Genomic DNA, 19,217 nt, shown 5'->3' with positions numbered 1-19,217 from the left:
AGTTATTGCGCAAAAAAATTATGGCTTATTGTCCCGAATCAATTTTTCCAAGGCGTCGAGATGGCTCTTAAAGTCATTCTTACCCTTTGCGGTAGCCGAGTACCGGGTATTCGGTCGGCGGCCAATAAACTGCTTTTCCACGTTTAAATAACTGGCCCCTTCCAAGGCCCGCAAGTGGCTCGATAGGTTGCCGTCAGTAAGGTCGAGTGTTTCTTTAAGAAAGGAAAAGTCAACTTCCTCCTCTACCATCAGCACCGACATGATTCCCAGCCGCGCGCGGCTCTCAAATGCCTTATTGATGTTTTTGAGGTACTCGATTGCATGTTCCATCATCTATTTTTTCGGTGTGTTCTATGTTTTGACCTCAGCCAGGAAAGCCTCAATCGTTGTATTTTTCGTACTTATAATAAATTACGCTCCCGTAGAAAACGTGTAAAAGCCCAAAGCCCAGGGTCCATGCCAATAACCCGTACTCGATCTTGAAACCGCTGACCAATCCCAGTGCCAGCTCGAATACGCCAAGGGAGCGCAGGTCTGCAAAGGCAAATTTACTGGCGTTGATAAGCGCAAGGCCATAAAAAACAAGCATGCCGGGTGCCACCAGGTAGCCAATATTGTGAAAGAGCAGGACACTGCAAAAAGCTCCTCCCACCGCCATCGGCAAACAAAAATTAAGCAACAGACGCTTCGACTGAAGCGTCCAGACGGATTGCCGGGATTTGCGAGCCTTTAGCGTTGTAAAGTACAGCACGGTCGCCGCCGCCAGACAAAATACCGCCGTGGCTGCCAGCACCACAAACCAAATCGTTTCGGGTGCCAGCGACTCCTGATACAGCTCGGGATACTCTAACTGGTGTACTGTTAAGTACCATTGAACTGCACCAGCTCCCGCCATTGCACACAAACCCACAAAAATCCCCGATAGCCCGCTCAGGGACTGAAACCGGGTAGAGCGATCCATGATGCTCCTGATTTCATGCAGGGTTTGGAGTTGGTCGTCTTCCATTGGAAAATCAGAGTACTTTGAAATGCAAAGTAAAGGTATTTTTCACTATGGAACTATTCAGGTTTTCATTTTTTTCAAAAAAAACGAGCGCAAAAGCATTTTTGGCGCTCGTTTTTATGCAGCGAAGATACTAAACCTTCAATTCTCCCTCCACCCCATCATCCATCGTTTTGCCAGTTACTAACGAGGCGGCCATTTTCAGGAACGATACCATTCGGTTGTTTTTAGTGTCCCAATAGTGGACATCTTCCGGCTCAATGCGAATGACAGTGAGTGCCGGGTCGTCTTTGCCCCCCTGAAACCATACTTTGATAAACGCATTCCAGTACTTCTCGATTTTTTCGCGATCGCGGCTGATCGTGGCTTTGCCGAAAATACTGAGGTACTCTGAGGCATCCTCCTTGCAGAAAAATAGCTGTACACTCGGGTCAGCGGCTATTTCCTTGTTCTTGTTGGATGATTCGGCGCTGAAAAAGTAGAGCGCGCCGTCGTCCTCTACGCCCTGCAATGCCATTGGGCGGCTGGGCAGAGGGCCGGAATTGCTGAAGGTGGAGAACATACAAATACCATCCGCCAATTCCTGTAGCTTGTCGATGGCCTCGCTCCCTGCGAGGTTCTGTATGTGATTGTCTTCGTCGTGTCGGGAGTCTTGCATATTAAAACCTTTTTAGAATGTTGATAAGATAGAGCGATTGACAAAAACCTGTGCCACTCAAATACGCTTGGAACGATTTTTATGTTTATAAACAAATATATTTTTCGCCATTTTATAACATAAGTAAAACATAAAGAAAGTACTATGAAAATCGCAGTCGAAAAAGGTCAGGAGAAAGCCCTGTTGGAGGACGGACCGCAGCAAGTAAAGATCACGGACATCGAGGAAGGCAGCAGCGAATACAAAGGCATTCCGTATTTCGCCGTACGGTTTGAGAATGATGAAGGTTATGTCTCACACCGTTTTTATCAGTCGGAAGCGGGGATGCCCGCCATCATTGGTTTGTTCGAAGCAGTAGGGATCGATGCCAAAGCGGGCAAAGATTTGGACACGAAGCAACTAATGGGTAAAGAACTCACCATCGAAGTCGGTGAGCGTTCATACACCGATCCGCAAAGCCAGAGTGAACGAACGCTGAAGCAAGCCGTCAACTTTCTGGTAAGCTGAGCCCCCCTCAACTAACCAGATTAGATCTGTAAGCGCCTGACTTCAAAGTCGGGCGCTTTTTTTGGATGGTCTTTTGCTGATTAGGTTGCCTGGTCCAGTGAGGCAGGAATATTATTTGCAACTACCGGTATTTTCCAATAATCGACAAATCATGGCTCCATACAAAAAAGGCGACTCAGTGACGTGGGAATGGGGCAAAGGCACGGCCACGGGGAAAATCAAAGAGAAATTCACCAAAAAGGTGACCCGTACTATCAAGGGGAGTGAAATAACCCGGAACGCCAGTGACGATGAACCCGCCTACCTTATTGAACAGGAGGACGGGAATGAGGTGCTTAAGTCTGGTTCAGAACTGAAAAAGAAATAGAACAGCCGCGGGCTCCCGGAGCCCGTTAGCTGGATTTAACCTCCCCATCTTCACAACGCACAATTCGTGCAGGGTACTTATCGAGCAGGGTGTAATCATGGGTTGCCATCAGCACGGCAGTTCCGGCGTTATTGATGGTTTTGAACACCTCCATGATTTGATTGCTCACTTCCGGGTCGAGATTCCCGGTCGGCTCGTCAGCGATCAGAATCTGGGGTTCGTTGAGCATGGCGCGGGCGATGACCACGCGCTGCTGTTCACCTCCCGAAAGCTGGTGGGGCATCTTTTTGGGCGAGGTGCCTAGTCCCACCTGCATAAGTACTTCGGAAATACGCCGGGCGATGTCTGCTTTATCCTGCCAACCCGTTGCCCGCAGCACGAAGGTTAGGTTTTCTTCAACGGAACGGTCAGTTAGTAACTGAAAGTCCTGGAACACGATGCCGATCCGACGACGCAGGAAAGGGATGTCACTGCGTTTGATCTTGTGCAGCTCGTAGCCCGCAACTTTCGCCGAGCCGGTCTGCAGCCAGAGGTCGGCGTAAAGGGTTTTGAGCAGAGAACTCTTACCGCTACCCGTACGACCGATCAAGTATACGAACTCTCCCTTGTCAATATGAAAGTTCACATCCGCCAGCACTGGTTTGTCGCCCTGGTAAATATCAGCGCGCTCCAGCATTACGACGGGTTCGGAGGAAATACTCATTATTGTCAGTGTATTGCTTTTTTGATTTGTTACGGATGCCGCACCAATCAGCCCATCTCCAGTTAATTTATGCTGGCACCTAATTTGGCAATGCCTCGATTTATGAGAAGGCTGCTTTAATAACAGCTACTTCTCACAAATCAAGGCATGTACAAATCAATAACGTGTCTTACTGGTTCCCCTTCTGGTAGTCAGCCAAAAACTTTTCCAGCCCACTGTCGGTGAGGGGATGCTTCAGGAGTGCCAGCATAGCACTCAGTGGGCCAGTCATCACATCGGCGCCAATCTCCGCGCACTGCAAGATGTGCATCGGGTGACGGATGGATGCAGCGAGAACCTGAGTATCAAAGCCATAATTGCGGTAAATCAGGACAATTTGCTCAATCAGAGCCACACCGTCAGTAGAGATATCGTCGAGACGACCAATGAAGGGCGATACGTACGTGGCTCCTGCCTTAGCTGCCAGCAGAGCCTGACCTGCCGAAAAGATAAGGGTGCAGTTGGTACGAATTCCTTTATTGGAAAAGTATTTCAACGCTTTCACACCGTCCTTAATCATGGGTACTTTGACCACGATTTTGTCGTCAATTTCAACCAACTCTTCGCCTTCACGAATAATACCATCGAAGTCAGTAGAAATAACCTCAGCGCTAACATCGCCATCCACAATCTCACAAATTGCTTTGTAATGGCCGAAGATATTGTCTTTACCCGTAATTCCTTCCTTTGCCATTAGCGAAGGATTGGTTGTCACACCATCCAGAACACCCAGCGATTGGGCTTCTTTAATCTCAGCCAAGTTGGCTGTGTCAATGAAAAATTTCATGTGATTATATAGAAAAAGTTAGGTTTTAGGGCATAAAAAAAGGCAAACCGAGAATCTCACCGCTACGACCACCTACCCTTGCTTCTGTCAAGACCTGGGGGATTCAGCAGGAGCTGGTAGTTCCGATTTGCCCGTGCAAAGATAAGGACATTTTCTAAACAAGAAAAAACCATCCGCAAAGCTTTCTGCTGTACTTTTGCGGAGCAACATACGGTTGAGAATCAAAAATGGACAACTCTTTTTACAGTAAGTACCTAACAACAAGCAGTTTGACACATAGTAGAGCGCGATTATTCCTCTTTTCACTTTCATTTTTAACCCTTTTTCTCTTCGGGTGTAAGGATTCTTCCGACGCTTACCTCGAAAAGGGGAAGGTTTTGTTACGTGAGGGCAAAACGCGCGAAGGCATTGGTTATCTCAATCAAGCCATCGAGAAAGATTTAGAAAATGCTGAAGCCTTCAACAGTCGGGGCGTAGCCTACTTTGAGTTGAAGGAATACCCCAATGCAATGCTCGATTACAGACAGGCTATTCAGATTAATCCGGAACTATATCTCCCTTATTTTAATCGGGCTCTCCTTTTCTCTGCTCAAAATCAACTTGATTCCGCCCTCTCTGATTACAGTCGTGCTGCGCAACTTGCTCCTGACACCGCTGACATTTACCTGAATCGCGGACAAGTGTATGCTTTACTGGATCAAATTCCCATGGCTATTCAGGATTTTAAAAAAGCCGTACAGCTTGATGAGGGGAATCCGTTAGCCTGGTACAATTTGGGCAATACTTATTATCGCCAGCAAGAATACGCCCAGGCAACCCTGGCTTTCAACCGAGCTACACGCAATGACCCGAAGTTTGGTAAGGCTTTTTATGGCCTTGGATTAAGCCAGTACGAAAATGGGGAGAAAGAACTGGCGTGCCTTAGTTTCAAGCAGGCTGAGCGGTTGGGGTTCGCCGAGGCCGTCGCAGCCAGCAGCAAATATTGTGCTCCGTAGTTATTCTCTTTTAGGTAGAAATCCGCCGTTTGATAATTTTTATTGAAATATCTGGCAGTCAGAGTAGCCTTTCCTGCATTAAAAAATTATATTTGATTTAGAATAGCGCTGACATCTCACAACCAGATGAAACCACAATCAGACAAAAGCTTTAAAACGATGAAGAAATTCCCTACTCTTTTCATAGGTGCTTTTACAGTATTAGCCACAATCGCACAGGCGCAGGACTGTCCCACCACTACTACACTGACCGCGCCATTATCGGGAGCCAAAGTTGTTGAGCAAGCCAGTCAGCACCTTACAGCCGCCAACCTTGTACAATCGGGTGACGTAGCTTATCGAGCGGGGCAGTCGGTTACCCTAACGGCCGGTTTCGAGGTGAAGCCGGGAGCGGTTTTTGAGGCCACTATTGCGCCTTGTAAGGCCGTGGAAATGAATAATAAGTCATGGGAGGACAATGTGTTTGCACTCGGTTCCTATCCAAATCCTTTCGCTCAGAACACCCTGATCGAGTATACCATTCCTGAGGCTTCGACAGTGAGCGTCAGCATCGTTGACCTGCGCGGTGTGACTATTTCGCGGCTACTCACCGATAAGGCGCAACCTGAAGGCACCCACCGCCTGACCTTCGAGTCTGATTCGCTGCCCGAAGGTGTCTACATATGTACATTGACCACACCAAACGGACGCAAAACCCATAAAATAATAAAGCAGAATTAACCACTCACTATACACATACATAAAGCGGCGAAGAGCACTCTTGCCGCTTTTTTTGTGCACAATGGGTATCATTTTATGGTAGCATTCTTTTGGTAAAAACCGACTCTGGTAAAAGTCTTCAACCTACCACTACCATGAAAATTATCATTGCAATCCTCGGCTTTGTATTCCTGCTCTTTTCCTACTTCCAGTTCAATGATCCTGATCCTGAAATTTGGGTTCCTGTCTATTCCATGGCGGCCTTAGCGTGTTACATGGCCCATCGCGAACTGTGGCCATCATGGGTTTTCTTCATCATGGCCGCTGTTTACGTGGCAGGAGCCATAATGCAATGGCCTCCGGCCTTTGAAGGTGTTTTTTTTGGCGAGCTGGAAATGCACAGCCTTAATATAGAACTCGCTCGCGAATCGTTCGGGCTGGGCATCTGCGCCTTAGCAATGGCATTTTTAGGGTGGCGCGCCAGGGTCAATCCGCCCACTGCCATTTGATTTCCTTAATATCAAACTCGCATATCTCGCCATTGGCTAATTCGAGCCGTAATTTCCCAGTAAGGCTTACACCCATGATGGTACCTTCCACCAATTGGCCACCTATGCTGTAGACTCGCTTTTGCCCTAATCCCAACAGGTGTTGCCTGTACTCAATACGAACGCTTTCCGAACGGCCCGCCCGAAGCCTTAAATACACCTTTTCCAATTCCAACAGCAGCCGGGGAAGTTGTTCGGCCAAGTGAAAAGTCATCCCGGTTTCCAAACGCAATGATGTGACTCGGCCAGAGGGAACGGATGAAAAATCAGCCTGATTGATGTTCAGACCGATGCCTACAACAGAGTGCGCGATTCGGGTTCCCTGCAAAGCGTTTTCAATAAGTACACCACCTACTTTCAAATCATTTATATACAAATCGTTAGGCCACTTGATCCAAATATTACTGACAAAGTCTGCCAGATAGTTTCTGATACCTAAGGCGATAGATTGGCTAAGTAGAAAATGTTCTGAAAGGGAAAGAAAAGTCGGCATCAATACCACCGAAAGCGTGAAATTCTGACCACGACTAGTCAGCCAGCTGGTGCCGTGTTGACCCCGTCCGCCAGTTTGCTCATCGGTGATGATCACCGCGCCGTCTGCCAGCTTTCCATTGCGTACTAATTCAGTCGCAATGTCGTTGGTAGAGTGACAAGTTGGCAGATACACTATCTTTTTACCGAAAAACAGAGTTTTTGTGCAAGAATCGTACACTTCTTTTGTAAAAATTTATACTTTTATTTATGGTCGATGACAAGCTCTGCTTTCCGACCCATTACTGTTAAACACAATGCATGAAACAACGCAAAAATAAAGAAGTATCTTCACAAGACCTCTCCCAGCTTGTCGTCAAAGGAATGATTGAGAAGAAGGGACAAGACGTCGCCATCCTTGATCTTCGTCAGGTAAAAAACGCAATCGCCGACTATTTCGTAATCTGCTCGGGTACATCCGACACCCAGATCGACGCCATCGCCGATTCGGTGGAGTTTGAAGTTCATAAGGCCATAGCCGAGGATCCGTGGCATAAAGAAGGAAAAGAAAATCGTGAGTGGATTTTAATCGATTACGTTGACGTGGTAGCGCACGTTTTCAAGAAAGATCGTCGCCAATACTACGACATCGAAGAGCTTTGGGGCGACGCCGAGCGAACTCTCATTGAAGAGACTGCCGCCTGACCAATCTGGGGATAGGTATTTAAGGCATCTAGCCACTCTGAACATTAATCCCCCGGTTGACGTTGATAAGTACCAAAATCTATATTAATGCTAAACTATAATGTCTGATAACGATAATAAAAGAAATCCCCTGAATCCGAAAAGCCCGCAACGCGGGTATCAAGGCTGGATTATAGCGGCCCTGATTGCGACGATTCTGGGGATTACGTATTTGAATAAATCCACTACGCTGCGTGACATCAGTCAAAAGCGTTTTGAGAAGATGGTGGCCGATAAGGAAGTGGCCCGCGTTACTATTGTGAACGACAATAAGGTGGAAGTATCACTGAAACCCGAAGCGCTTCGCAAAGATAAGTATCAGGTCATCGCCAAGGAGAACAACTACTTTGGCGGAGAAGCTGCCCCGCACTACCAGTTCCAGATCACTTCTGCTGAGACCTTCAAAAAGGATCTTGAAAAGATACAGGAAGGCATCCCGGACGGGGAGAAGATCGAATACAAGATTGAAGCTAGAGGCGACTGGTCCAGTTGGATCGGTACGTGGGGTTTCTTCATTGTCATGATCGTAGTCATGTATTTCCTGCTGGGCCGAATGTCCGGCGGCGTAGGGCCGGGTGGACAGTTGTTCAATATCGGCCGTTCGCGAGCCACCCTTTTCGATGCGGAGAACAAGGTAAAAATCACCTTCAACGACGTAGCCGGATTGGATGAAGCCAAGGAAGAAATTAAAGAAATCGTAGACTACCTGAAAAGTCCCGACAAGTTCAAGAAACTTGGGGCTAAGATACCAAAAGGAGCGCTGCTGGTAGGCCCTCCGGGCACAGGTAAAACATTGCTGGCTAAGGCCGTCGCAGGTGAGGCTGAAGTACCTTTCTTTTCGTTATCTGGTTCTGATTTTGTGGAAATGTTTGTGGGAGTTGGTGCTGCCCGTGTGCGTGACCTCTTCAAACAGGCCAAGGAAAAAGCTCCTTGCATCATATTCATCGACGAAATCGACGCCGTGGGCCGTTCTCGTGGACGGGGTGGCATGCCTGGTTCCAATGATGAGCGCGAGAATACTTTGAACTCGTTGTTGGTGGAAATGGACGGCTTCGCGACCGACTCTGGCATTATTATCGTAGCTGCTACCAACCGCCCTGACGTGCTGGACTCAGCCCTGCTGAGACCTGGCCGCTTCGATCGCCAGATATCCGTGGACAAACCCGATGTCATTGGCCGTGAGGCTATCTTCAAAGTCCACTTGAAACCGATCAAGATTTCGGAAGATGTGGACATTCAGAAGTTGGCCGCTCAAACGCCTGGTTTTGCCGGAGCGGAGATCGCTAACGTTTGTAACGAAGCGGCTCTTATTGCTGCCCGTCGTGATCGCGAGAGCGTAACCATGCAGGATTTTCAGGATGCGATGGACCGGGTCATTGGAGGCTTGGAGAAGAAAAACAAATTGATTTCACCCGAAGAAAAGCAAATTGTGGCTTACCACGAAGCTGGTCACGCGGTGGCGGGCTGGTACCTCGAACATGCTGACCCATTGGTGAAGGTGACGATTGTTCCCCGGGGAGTGGCTGCGCTGGGATACGCGCAGTACCTGCCACGCGAGCAGTACTTGTACCGTACCGAGCAGCTGTTTGACGAAATGTGCATGACCCTGGGTGGTCGTGCGGCCGAAGACGTGGTTTTCGGTAAGATATCTACCGGAGCGTTGAGCGATCTGGAACGTGTTACGAAGGTTGCCTATAGCATGGTGACTATGTACGGTATGAATGATAAAATCGGCAATATTTCGTTTTACGATTCCAAGCAATCAGACTATAACTTCACTAAGCCCTATTCGGAAAACACGGCGGAAAAGATCGACCACGAGGTGCGGTTATTAGTGGACAAGGCCTATCAGCATGTGTTGACTATGCTACGCGACAAGCGTGAGCAGTTAGAAATAATCGCCCAGGAATTATTGGAAAAGGAAATTCTCTTCCAAAGCGATCTGGAAACACTGATCGGTAAGCGCCCTTACGAAAAGGAAACCAATTACCAGGCTTATGTCAATCGCCGCTCTCGTGAGGAAGCCGCTGTCCACGAAGAAGCGGTGAAACATGCGGAGGAGGAGAAACGCCTTGAGGAAAAGGAAGATTCCGATGCTGTTGTGGTGGAAGCTGAAGTAGTTGATCCGACAGTGGAACCAAAAGCCTGAGGAGTAACAACAAGTGATTAAATAAAATGAGCGGAAGATAGACATCTTACCGCTCATTTTATTTAATCACTTGTTTGGTTATCAGACCCTTATAAACTATAATATTTTCAAGTCCGCTCAACATTCCAAAGAATCAGATCAACGGAGATACCAGCGGGCTTTGTGGTAGAGCAGATTAAATTGGGTTATATATCTACCGTGAGCTTTTAAAATATGCCACCTATCGGTCCAACGGTCTCGGTATTTCAACTGATGTAGGACGATTCGCCATGATTTAGTCAGAGGTTTATGTCGAGTATCTTCCCAATGCTTTAAGGCACTCATTATAAATTCACTGTTTTCTACGTTTTCTATTTTCGAATGCACAGACACTGGAAAAGTGATTCGCTTATCCAGCATTCTAGCAACTTGAAGTCCCATTGTTACTAACCGAAAAAAGCCTTTTTCTCTAGATTTTGAAAAAATGTAGTCCCAGTCAAGGGCATCTCCAACCTTACGTAGAAGCATGACAAGATCCATTCCGTATTTTAGTTTGTCCAATTCCTCTATACCTACATGATGTACAATCATCATTAAGAATTGATTTTCTGCCCGCGGTACCCGAATGGTTTTTCCTGCAATTAGGTGTTCCTCTGGACAAGCCATCAAATCCGACCAATCCAACGAAAATGCGAGGCGCGGGTAAGAAACTTGCCATTGCAACTCAACAGATTTAATAAGTTGAGTGATTTTGGCCTCCAATGGCAATTGGTAGTCAGTGGTGAAGTACAGGTTACTTCTAATAGGGTCGCTCAACAAATAAGCGCGGTATTTATCAGCTATGTAACCCGCTTTATCCATTACAACTACACTTTTGTCCACATCAGGCCTGTTAATAAAAAAATCAATGTCACCAAATTCACGCAACCCGATTTCTTCATAATAGAGTGTGGCCCATAAAGCGCCCTTCATCAGGAATGCATCCACTCCGTTGTCATGGAGTAGCTTCATCAGACGGTCGGACTCTTTGGCCAAAATCATATTCCCAACTGCAGTGGCGGTAGCATCACTTTGCATCGACTGCATGAATTTTGCTGGAATCTCTGGCCTGCTTCTTATTTCTCGATATAGCAAGGCTTGAGTCTGATGCCAGTCTACCAATTCTTCCACGCGGTGCCAATCCAAGTCCAACCACTGTATGTGGCTTGAATAGTGGTTTGGGTTAGCAGCAATGAGCAGCAACTTTAACTCGGGACTTATGTTTTCCAAGAGTCTGTCCATTCGCAAATGCTAAGCAGAGTGTTGTTCTGATACCCACTTTTCCAAAGCTGCAAACCCGGCAGGGCGCCGTTTGTTCCATATCTGGGCGTGGGTGGCACACCAGGAGCTTTGCTGAAAGTGCCTCTGGTGCACTTTACCTCGTAGCAAACGAGCGCTAAGGGGAAAGTGCCTTACTAACTCAATAGGAGCTTCAACTGGCGAAAATTTTTGGGTAGCGGGAAGTTCAGGCCTATCATGCAGAAGGAAGATTTTCGCCAGAGGTATGGGTTCGGCAGGAAAATTAACGCCGGGGCGTAGAGAAAACTTATTGATTCCCTCGGCGACGGGTGTAAGTTCCGACTTATCGAAATTCAGTCCGTTTACCGTATTTTCCCAAATTTTCAATTGGGGATAAGCCGGAAGTACAAAAGGACGATTGTTGTCGTCAAAACATATTGCGGTAAGATCATCACTGAGCAAATGAGATCCATGTTTCACAAAAGCAGTCGCTGTAGTGGATTTTCCTGCGCCTGGTTCTCCCAGAAAACTATAGGCCACACTACCTACTTGAACCGAACTGGCATGAAGTAGTAAAAGTCCGCGTTGTAGAAGAATGCAACCCAATGCCTCACTCACCGTAAAAAGGCTTAGCAATTCTGCATCATCAGTATACGGTTCAATATAAAGTGTATCACCGTTCACTGCTTTATATCCAGCCACTCCTTCCCAACGCAGATAAATGGCCCCATTTACGTCTTCTGCACTTTGAGCCATGATCCCGCGACGATGAATCGATGTAGGTTCCAGATCGGGAAAATCCACCGTTGAACGCACGATTTTAACATCGGCCTCTTGGTCGGCATTTTCTAACGGAATCAATTCCGGCAGCAGTATTTCTGAGTGTATACGTAAATCGAATGCTCGGTAAAGCGACATGAGTGGGTTGGTTTTCCAGGATCATTCCCACACCCACAGGGCGCGGTACGTTTTACCTTCGGGCCATTCTCCAATGATAATCTGCCCCGCTCGCTCGACCCAGGCGTGAGCTTCAAATCCATTGATGGCTGACTGCTGTACACCTATATTCAATGGTAGATTTGCATAATTCCGTAGTAAGTACTTGACTGCCAAAGCTTGGGGCAGACAGGTGAGCGAAACGGGCAAAACGTGAGCCGCAGTTCGTACTGCCCAGGCGGTATCCTCAACGTAAAGGTCACTGCGGGTGAGATGGCTCCCGGTTTTTGTCATTCGAGAGAACAATCTTTTAAATTTATCAAATGTAAACAGCTTCAAACTCACTTTGATAATGAGCAGTGTGGCAACGGCTTTCGCTAGAAAAACCCACTGCTCAGCCCTCAATTTTCGGGCCTTTTCCCAAAGCGTTTTTCTCTGTCGCAAAGAAATAGTTATCTATGAGTCGGCTTCGACCAATTTTTCGTGCATCAATTCACTTAGCAGGGCGGCAACATCTGCTTCGCAGGTTTCTCTGTCAACTTCATATTCAGCCGTAACTACTGCACATAGTTCGTCGAACGACTTGGGGCCGCTCTCCAAAGCACTCCATAACGTCGCTCCTACCTCACCAAGGCCATAATACACGCCCTTGTCGTGATTTAGGATAACTACCTCGTCTGCCACGTTGGATGAAACCTGCGCGGAGGACAGTTTGAATTCTTTGCCACTCAATTCGTTCATTGGTAAAAGCTTTTTGAAAATAATCACAAAAATAGCAAATATACCTCCCGAACGAATTATGCATTGGTACTTTTCCCGAAAACTACCTCAAAGCTCAAAAGTAATACCCTGAGCCAAAGGCAAATCCGTACCATAATTTAGCGTATTCGTTTGTCGGCGCATGTAGGCTTTCCATGCGTCAGAGCCCGATTCCCGCCCGCCGCCAGTTTCTTTTTCGCCACCAAAAGCACCACCGATTTCGGCTCCCGAAGTACCGATGTTAACGTTGGCGATACCGCAGTCACTACCTGACGCTGAAAGAAAACGTTCCGCTTCGCGCATGTTAAGTGTGAAAATTGCCGACGATAGCCCCTGGGGCACATTGTTTTGAATTTCGATGGCCTCTTCCAGCGTATTGTATTTAATTAAATACAAAATCGGCGCAAAGGTTTCCTGCTGCACTATGGCCCAGTTGTTCTCCGCTTCGGCCACGCATGGGCGCACATAACAGCCCGAACCAAATCCGTCACCGCGAAGTACCTCTGGTTCTATTACAAAGGCACCTCCTTGCGACAAAACCTCTCTAACCGTTGCTTCGTAACTAGCCACAGCCTGCTCGTCGATGAGCGGCCCGACATGATTATTCGCATTGAGCGGATCGCCTATACGAAGCTGATTGTAGGCCTTTTGCAATCGCTGCTTCATTTCGTCGTAAATGCTGGCATGAACAATAAGCCGTCGGGTGCTGGTGCATCGCTGGCCAGCGGTACCGACTGCCCCGAAAACTATCGCAGGAATTGCGACTGTCAAGTCAGCCTCTGGAGTAACGATGATCGCATTGTTACCCCCTAATTCCAGCAAACTCTTGCCCAATCGCCGCCCGACAGACTCGGCCACGGCCCGACCCATGCGGGTGCTGCCCGTAGCAGATACCAGGGCGATCCGGGCGTCGTCGGCGATCCACTCGCCTACATTACGGCCTCCTACTACCAAACATGACACGCCTTCGGGTACATTATTGGCTTTCAACACATCTATTATGATATTTTGACAAGCAATGGCCGTAAGCGGTGTTTTTTCCGATGGCTTCCAGATGCACACATCGCCGCAAACCCAGGCGATCATGGCGTTCCAGGACCAGACGGCCACAGGAAAGTTGAAAGCTGAAATGATGCCAACTACACCAAGGGGGTGCCACTGTTCGTACATGCGGTGCGCGGGACGTTCACTGTGCATGGTAAGGCCGTACAACTGCCGTGACAGTCCCACGGCGAAGTCGCAGATATCGATGATTTCCTGCACTTCCCCCAGTCCTTCCTGTAGACTTTTACCCATTTCATAGCTTACCAATTCGCCTAAGGCCTGTTTGTTTTGCCTGAATCGTTCGCCCATTTGCCGGACAATTTCCCCCCTCAGCGGTGCGGGTTTCTGGCGCCATTCCTTGAAGGCGGCCTGAGCCGTTGAAATCACGCGGTCATAGTCCTCCCGCGATGCTTCCTTCGTCGAGGCAATGCATCTCCCATTCACCGGAGAATAGGATTCCAGTAAAACGCCCTGACCATCCCAGGATTCTTGTCCGGTGCTGAGGCCGGGGTTTTGAGTCTTAATATTCAGCAGATTCAGAAAATCATTCAATTGAGTCAATGAGTTAATAGTTGAAAACTTTATACTAAAGGCTTTTAAAATTCATGCTTTTCGGTAAAAAGCCCCATTTTCCGTTTCCAAAAGCTTTTCCAAAGAAATATCTTCCTGCTTGATAAACCCTTTTTGAGGCAGACTACCAATCGCAACCATTTCCACCACCGCCGCGACAGAGGCCGCTGTGGTCCAGGAAATAGCCCGCCAATGCTGGCCGTCGATCTCGATGGGATGGTAGGCTTCGTAAAATTCTTCACGGGCAAGCTGATCATTTTTCCATCCCTCCACCACGGCATAGACATAGACTACGTCTTCCTGCACGGGGGGCTTGGCTTCGGTAAGAATTTGCTCAATGAGTTCCCGCTTGTTTTTCAGAATCAGTTCGTAAAGCAGAAAACGCATGAGTTTGGCGTGGCCGGGATAGCGTATGGTCTTGTAATTGAGCGTATCGACCCGACCTTCGTAGGTTTCGCACATCGTGCCCAATCCGCCCGATGTGGTAAAAGCCTCGAATTCCTGGCCTTCGATATTAATGACCTCAGTACCATCTAGGGAGGAAACTGTTTTGCGGGCACCATTATGGATGACCTCGGCGTCATTGATATATTCGTTGATAACACCAGCCGGAGACCAAGTAAAGGAGTAACCCATCAGTCCATTAGGATATCGCGGCAAGGCACCCACTCGCAACTCGATGTCTCGTAGTTTGGTAAACCGTGCGGCCAAATCAGCACCTACGATGCCAATAAAGCCCGGCGCCAGGCCACACTGCGGGGCCATGACACCCCGGCTGTCGCGCGCCATCTCGCGGATCGCTGTGGTCGTCGGCACGTCCTCAGTCAGATCGAAGTAATGAATGCCAAGTTTGTAAGCCAGTCTGGCAATAGGAAGATTGAGGTTATAGGGCATGCAGGAAACTACCGCATCGAAGCCCGTCATCGTTTTTTCCAGAGAAACCCCATCCGCTACATTGCCTTCGACCACGGGGAAGGAAAGTGGTGAGACGAGTTGCTCTTTGTCCAGGCCTGTAACCTCAAATTGCTTACTCAGCAAAGTTCCGACCAGCGCCCCAACTTTGCCCATGCCGACGACCAGAATCTTCTTCATAAGAGAATATTAGAAATAAAGCTTTCGCAAACGCTATTTACAAATATACGTTTTGCACGAGAAAACAAAAACCCTTCTCCGGGAGCAACGGGAGGAGGGTTTTTAAGGTTTTTAATCAGGAATCAGTTCAAAGCACCGGGTTCGGATTAACCTTGCGGGCTTCAGCAATCAGCTTCTTACTTTCCTGTTCGTTTCCCATTGCCAGTTCGATTTCACTGGCCTGACGCAGCAGTTCGGGGTTTTTACTACCCGTACGCATAGCCACTTCTATGTATTCCTGGGCTTTCTTTACATTGTCCTGCTTGAAAGCCACTGCCGCCATCGCATGGTTGACGTCAATGTTTTTAGGACGCTTACTATATTCACGCTGACCGTACACCGCAGCAGAATCCAGTTTGCCTAGCTTGGTGTAAAGCTTACACATCTCCAGATCCACTGAGTGGCCTGACTGCGCGTCTTCATCCAGCATAGTTACCACTTCAACGTACTTGTCGGCGGCTTTTTGTTGATCCCCCTGCAAGGCGTAGATTTCGGCCATTTCTTCATGAAAAGAGAATTCAGGCATAATAGCCGCCGCTTGGTCGAGCGTGGCAAGGGCTTTGTCATATTGTTTCCGCAATCTCTGTACGTGAGCTTGTCCACCCAGTGCGAAAGCATAGCTGGGGCGAACAGCCAATATCTCGGCGTATTCTCTTTCCGCTTTATCGAGCTGCCCAGTGATCGTATAGAGATGAGCCAATGTATACTTAGACCAGCAGTAGGGTTCGGAGCCCGGTAATCCGGCGTCAACGGCCAGCTGCATGGCGGAAATGGCACCAGGGTAGTTTCCGTAAATTTCCCTCAGGTAAGAAGCCCGCGAGTAAGATTCAAGCGAGGGTTTCATGGCCTGCATTTTGTCCGACATCGCAACAGCCTGCTCGTAATCACCCAGTTCGACATTAGCATCCACCAACACACCATAGACATAGGCATTGTCGGGGTTGATCTGTCGGGCTTGTTCGGCGAGGTCGCGTGCTTCTGCGAATTGGTGTTGCGACATCTTGACGGATGCCTTGAAGGTAGTAGCCTCAAAATTGCGGGGGTCGATGCTCAGGACGCCATCCAGAATTTTCAGGACGGCAGGATAATAATACGGGTGTTCGCCCGTAATGCGGGCCTCAGCCATGTAAATTGTGGCGATTTGCAGCCGTGCCTTCACATCGTTGGGATCTTTGGAAATTTTGGCTTTGAGCTCGTCCACTTTCTCAATCGTCCGAGACCATTCATCTGCTTTGGAGAGTTCACCTGTCCGTTGAAAAAGCGGTGGAATGCTCATCGGAGAAGCATCGGCTGCATTTTCTGTATTCCCCTCCTTGTCTGCGCAACTTGTCAGTAGTGAGGTAGCAGCACAAATGGAAAGAGCAAAAAACAGGAGACGACCTGCACGGGAAATATTCGTTTTCATATTATAATGTTTTTTGATTATGCCCAAAAAGTCAACCGGAGATAAATGCACGGGAAATCCTGTCTCGTGCACCCATCTCCGGCATAACCTATCTATTTCAACTCACTAGCAAATAACAAAACCAGGAGCTTTCGTTTTCTACTCACGCAATAGTTTGATGGTACGGGTCTCTTTCGGCGTCCCTACTTTCAGGAAGTAGATACCGGGAGCACGGCCAATCCGCACACTTCTACGCTCTACGTTACCAGTAGCGTTAAAGGCAGCGTGGCTCAGTGTGCGTCCGCTTGCATCTGAAACACCAATCTCCATTGCTTCACCAGCATTACCACGCAGGTCAAACGCTACGACATCCTTATTGGTTGGGTTACCTAATACATTGATCGAGAAGGAAGCGGTAGCGTTGGTTGGCTCTGCTGCCATACGTGCCCGACTGCACTGCTTACGGAAGTCATATTCCATAGACACCTGAGAGCCTGGCTCATTCAGGTAACGCGCTTTGAGAGTCAGTACCCCGCTGCTGTTATTGTCCCAAAACAACTCTTGCTCTACTCGTAGGTTGGGGTTAGTTGTCCATACAGACACTCCGGCGGCTGAGTACTCAACCGTCTTGCCGGGAGCAGGATTCACGGCTTCAAACACGATGTCGCCATTGGTGCAGGAGAAGCTTTTCACCCGCACGGCAAACTCCATGCTGGCTGGCGGCGCGGGAGCATCCACCTTCTTGCCTTCGTAGCTCGGTCCCTGGAAACCTCTCCATGGTTCAGCTTCATAAGGGAACATAGTCTTGAATGGCTTGTCATTCTTGGTGGGACCTGCTTTGAAGCCAAGTACACTGACCAAGTTAGGCGTCACGGGACTAGCCGTGGTACCAGGGATAAAGTCATCGTACCACAAGCCGATGGCTGCCAGCACCGCTCCGCCAACTGCCTGTAATTCGATCGTAGTCACATCATCCTCAAGGCGACGTCCGTTCGGAAAACCGTCCATATTCGGAATAAACTGCATATCGGCACTGGCATTGTAGCGAGCATCGGTCAGGCCGAGTACCGCCGCCTGAACCAAGCCAAGCGAACTAAAATCAGCACTAGTCCGGGGAGTCACAGGCACCGCCATATTTAGGCGAAGCAAATCGCCCAAGGTAGGCAAGAAATTATTGATAAAAGGCTTACCTGCTCTCAATGCCCGGCCACCTTTGCCGGTAGCTAACTGGTAGGGAGGCAGGTTTGGAACCCCAGTGTAGAAAATAGGCAGCAGGTCCACCGCACGAGGGCTTTTGTTATCCGGCAATAAAATGCTACCGAACGCTGCTTCGTCTAAGGCCGTTCCTTTTACGGATTCAGTTCCTTTCAAGCTAAACAGGCCAGGTTTTCCGTTGCGGAAGTCGAAAGCACCGAGGGAGTTGGTTTGAATGCGTAGCGGAGCCAAGCCCGGAACAGCGGTTCCAAACTGAGAGTCGTCCATATAAAGAGCCAACTCCGGGTTTGAGAAATACTTGGCGAACTGTAAATCATCGGAAGGCTTAGTCGCATTCCACCGATCTTTCATCCCGATTGGAATAATGGCTTCGTTGGTTAAAGGCATACCTAGACGCGAAACCTGGCGGTACTCACCATCGTACCCTACGTCACCTCCGTCATAAAGTGTCTTGATCATTTGGCGGCTGGCCGAAGCGTAAACGCCAATCACATAATCACCGTCGAGAATATTCTTGGCTTCAGACACTGGCTTCCGGTCCCGCTGCAATGTTGCAATCGGCACCTCAATCACGATAGAATGGCAGTTGAATCTCGCTACCGCATCACGCGGGTTATCTGATCGAACCGCTCCCAAATCAAAGATACCCAGATCCACAAAGAAAGGATCATCTACTGGTCCAGCAAAAATCTTCTCGCCGGTGCTGGCGGTCATGATACCCTTTTCAACCTGTTTGTCATAAGTAGTGCCCAATCCAACGGTACTGTTGTCAATGGAACGAGGACCAATGTTGGGTGGTGGAACAACGCCATTGGAAATGATTGTCTGGAAAGAGCGACCGCCATCCATGCTACGTTGGCAGGTATAGGTAGTTTTCAGATTTTCTTTACCCAGACGGATATTGAAGAAGGTAGTGGGGTCCTCATTCATCTGCTTGAACTCGAAACGGTAAATAATTTCCGAGCCGGGCGTTCCTGCATTGTTGTCAACGTGAATTTCGTACCGAATACGCTCTCCGAACGAGTACCAGTTGGGACCGCCAGCGGGATGCTCGAAAGGAATGTAGTTCGCAATCAGTACTACATTTTGGTCGTTAGCCGGACTCCTGAATGCATATAAGTCAGTATTGTCGGCCAGGGGGTCGTTAGAAATCAGGGGTGCTTCACGGTGCGAGGAGGCAACCGCCGACGAAGGCTGAAGACACACTACCGCCAGAAGCCCTGCGATAAAATATAAGAGATTTTTCATTTT

At 48.4% G+C, this 19,217-nt stretch carries 21 protein-coding genes; 7 read left to right on the top strand and 14 right to left on the bottom strand.

Translation table 11 applies throughout. The features are described 5' to 3' along the window. Window positions 1–18: 18 nt before the first annotated feature. The 3 genes from IE117_RS03715 to IE117_RS03705 all read right to left on the bottom strand — a co-directional run bounded on the left by IE117_RS03715 (window position 19) and on the right by IE117_RS03705 (window position 1,661). Window positions 19–333, bottom strand: coding sequence for a winged helix-turn-helix domain-containing protein (locus tag IE117_RS03715; RefSeq protein ID WP_374757949.1), 315 nt, complete (start codon window positions 331–333; stop codon window positions 19–21). Window positions 334–379: 46 nt separating this feature from the next. Continuing rightward, window positions 380–1,006 carry a hypothetical protein gene (locus tag IE117_RS03710; protein WP_189562983.1) on the bottom strand — a complete coding sequence of 209 codons (627 nt, stop codon included), beginning with the start codon at window positions 1,004–1,006 and terminating at the stop codon, window positions 380–382. 130 nt (window positions 1,007–1,136) lie between these two features. Beyond that, window positions 1,137–1,661, bottom strand: coding sequence for a pyridoxamine 5'-phosphate oxidase family protein (locus IE117_RS03705; protein WP_189562982.1), 525 nt, complete (start codon window positions 1,659–1,661; stop codon window positions 1,137–1,139). Between the two features lie 144 nt (window positions 1,662–1,805). Here IE117_RS03705 and IE117_RS03700 point away from each other — a divergent pair, with 144 nt between their 5' ends. Then, a complete protein-coding gene (locus tag IE117_RS03700) occupies window positions 1,806–2,168 on the top strand; it encodes a hypothetical protein (RefSeq protein WP_189562981.1) in 363 nt (120 codons plus the stop codon). 151 nt (window positions 2,169–2,319) lie between these two features. Next, window positions 2,320–2,535: a hypervirulence associated TUDOR domain-containing protein gene (locus tag IE117_RS03695; protein ID WP_189562980.1), complete on the top strand. Its 216-nt coding sequence runs from the start codon at window positions 2,320–2,322 to the stop codon at window positions 2,533–2,535. 25 nt (window positions 2,536–2,560) lie between these two features. On the opposite strand, the gene IE117_RS03690 is transcribed toward IE117_RS03695, so the two are convergent. Both IE117_RS03690 and fsa read right to left on the bottom strand, forming a co-directional pair. Continuing rightward, window positions 2,561–3,238 (bottom strand): cell division ATP-binding protein FtsE, encoded by a 678-nt coding sequence (locus IE117_RS03690; RefSeq protein WP_189562979.1) that lies wholly within the window; start codon window positions 3,236–3,238, stop codon window positions 2,561–2,563. A gap of 169 nt (window positions 3,239–3,407) precedes the next feature. Continuing rightward, entirely contained in the window at window positions 3,408–4,064 is a 657-nt protein-coding gene (gene fsa, locus IE117_RS03685) for a fructose-6-phosphate aldolase (protein WP_189562978.1), read from the bottom strand. Window positions 4,065–4,333: 269 nt separating this feature from the next. Between fsa and IE117_RS03680 the strand changes: the two genes are divergently transcribed. The 3 genes from IE117_RS03680 to IE117_RS03670 all read left to right on the top strand — a co-directional run bounded on the left by IE117_RS03680 (window position 4,334) and on the right by IE117_RS03670 (window position 6,267). Beyond that, complete coding sequence (locus tag IE117_RS03680) at window positions 4,334–5,059, top strand: tetratricopeptide repeat protein (RefSeq protein WP_229580279.1); 726 nt, start codon at window positions 4,334–4,336, stop codon at window positions 5,057–5,059. A gap of 126 nt (window positions 5,060–5,185) precedes the next feature. After that, the gene (locus IE117_RS03675; RefSeq protein ID WP_189562976.1) at window positions 5,186–5,779 is read left to right on the top strand and encodes a T9SS type A sorting domain-containing protein; all 594 of its coding nucleotides are present in this window, start codon (window positions 5,186–5,188) and stop codon (window positions 5,777–5,779) included. Window positions 5,780–5,913: 134 nt separating this feature from the next. Then, window positions 5,914–6,267, top strand: a complete 354-nt coding sequence (locus IE117_RS03670; RefSeq protein WP_189562975.1) for a transmembrane 220 family protein — start codon at window positions 5,914–5,916, stop codon at window positions 6,265–6,267. Here the strand turns inward: IE117_RS03670 and IE117_RS03665 are convergent. Further along, on the bottom strand, window positions 6,245–6,973 hold the full coding sequence (locus IE117_RS03665) for a biotin--[acetyl-CoA-carboxylase] ligase (RefSeq protein ID WP_229580277.1): 729 nt from the start codon (window positions 6,971–6,973) through the stop codon (window positions 6,245–6,247). The two genes, IE117_RS03670 and IE117_RS03665, sit on opposite strands and share 23 nt — an antisense overlap. A 125-nt stretch (window positions 6,974–7,098) precedes the next feature. Between IE117_RS03665 and rsfS the strand changes: the two genes are divergently transcribed. Together rsfS and ftsH are read left to right on the top strand one after the other, a co-directional pair. Next, window positions 7,099–7,482, top strand: coding sequence for a ribosome silencing factor (gene rsfS / locus IE117_RS03660; RefSeq protein ID WP_189562973.1), 384 nt, complete (start codon window positions 7,099–7,101; stop codon window positions 7,480–7,482). A gap of 100 nt (window positions 7,483–7,582) precedes the next feature. Beyond that, on the top strand, window positions 7,583–9,670 hold the full coding sequence (gene ftsH / locus IE117_RS03655; protein WP_189562972.1) for an ATP-dependent zinc metalloprotease FtsH: 2,088 nt from the start codon (window positions 7,583–7,585) through the stop codon (window positions 9,668–9,670). 138 nt (window positions 9,671–9,808) lie between these two features. Here the strand turns inward: ftsH and IE117_RS03650 are convergent, their stop codons facing one another. From IE117_RS03650 to IE117_RS03615, 8 genes are all read right to left on the bottom strand, one after another. Continuing rightward, on the bottom strand, window positions 9,809–10,930 hold the full coding sequence (locus IE117_RS03650; RefSeq protein ID WP_229580275.1) for a nucleotidyltransferase domain-containing protein: 1,122 nt from the start codon (window positions 10,928–10,930) through the stop codon (window positions 9,809–9,811). Window positions 10,931–10,939: 9 nt separating this feature from the next. Next, window positions 10,940–11,845, bottom strand: coding sequence for a phosphoenolpyruvate carboxykinase (ATP) (locus tag IE117_RS03645; protein ID WP_189562970.1), 906 nt, complete (start codon window positions 11,843–11,845; stop codon window positions 10,940–10,942). 21 nt (window positions 11,846–11,866) lie between these two features. Next, on the bottom strand, window positions 11,867–12,268 hold the full coding sequence (locus IE117_RS03640; RefSeq protein WP_262893097.1) for a lasso peptide biosynthesis B2 protein: 402 nt from the start codon (window positions 12,266–12,268) through the stop codon (window positions 11,867–11,869). 51 nt (window positions 12,269–12,319) lie between these two features. Then, complete coding sequence (locus IE117_RS03635) at window positions 12,320–12,604, bottom strand: PqqD family peptide modification chaperone (protein ID WP_189562968.1); 285 nt, start codon at window positions 12,602–12,604, stop codon at window positions 12,320–12,322. Between the two features lie 87 nt (window positions 12,605–12,691). Then, on the bottom strand, window positions 12,692–14,236 hold the full coding sequence (gene amaB / locus IE117_RS03630) for an L-piperidine-6-carboxylate dehydrogenase (protein WP_374757959.1): 1,545 nt from the start codon (window positions 14,234–14,236) through the stop codon (window positions 12,692–12,694). Window positions 14,237–14,269: 33 nt separating this feature from the next. After that, window positions 14,270–15,328: a saccharopine dehydrogenase family protein gene (locus tag IE117_RS03625; protein WP_189562966.1), complete on the bottom strand. Its 1,059-nt coding sequence runs from the start codon at window positions 15,326–15,328 to the stop codon at window positions 14,270–14,272. A gap of 127 nt (window positions 15,329–15,455) precedes the next feature. Then, window positions 15,456–16,772: a tetratricopeptide repeat protein gene (locus IE117_RS03620; protein ID WP_229580265.1), complete on the bottom strand. Its 1,317-nt coding sequence runs from the start codon at window positions 16,770–16,772 to the stop codon at window positions 15,456–15,458. Between the two features lie 138 nt (window positions 16,773–16,910). Further along, window positions 16,911–19,214: a DUF4331 family protein gene (locus tag IE117_RS03615; RefSeq protein WP_189562965.1), complete on the bottom strand. Its 2,304-nt coding sequence runs from the start codon at window positions 19,212–19,214 to the stop codon at window positions 16,911–16,913. Window positions 19,215–19,217 lie beyond the last annotated feature (3 nt).

The organism is Persicitalea jodogahamensis, assembly GCF_014651615.1.
GTDB classification, from domain to species: Bacteria; Bacteroidota; Bacteroidia; order Cytophagales; family Spirosomataceae; genus Persicitalea; species Persicitalea jodogahamensis.
The sequence above is the reverse complement of the archived record's forward strand: the minus strand, read 5'-3'. Positions and strand labels throughout refer to the sequence as shown.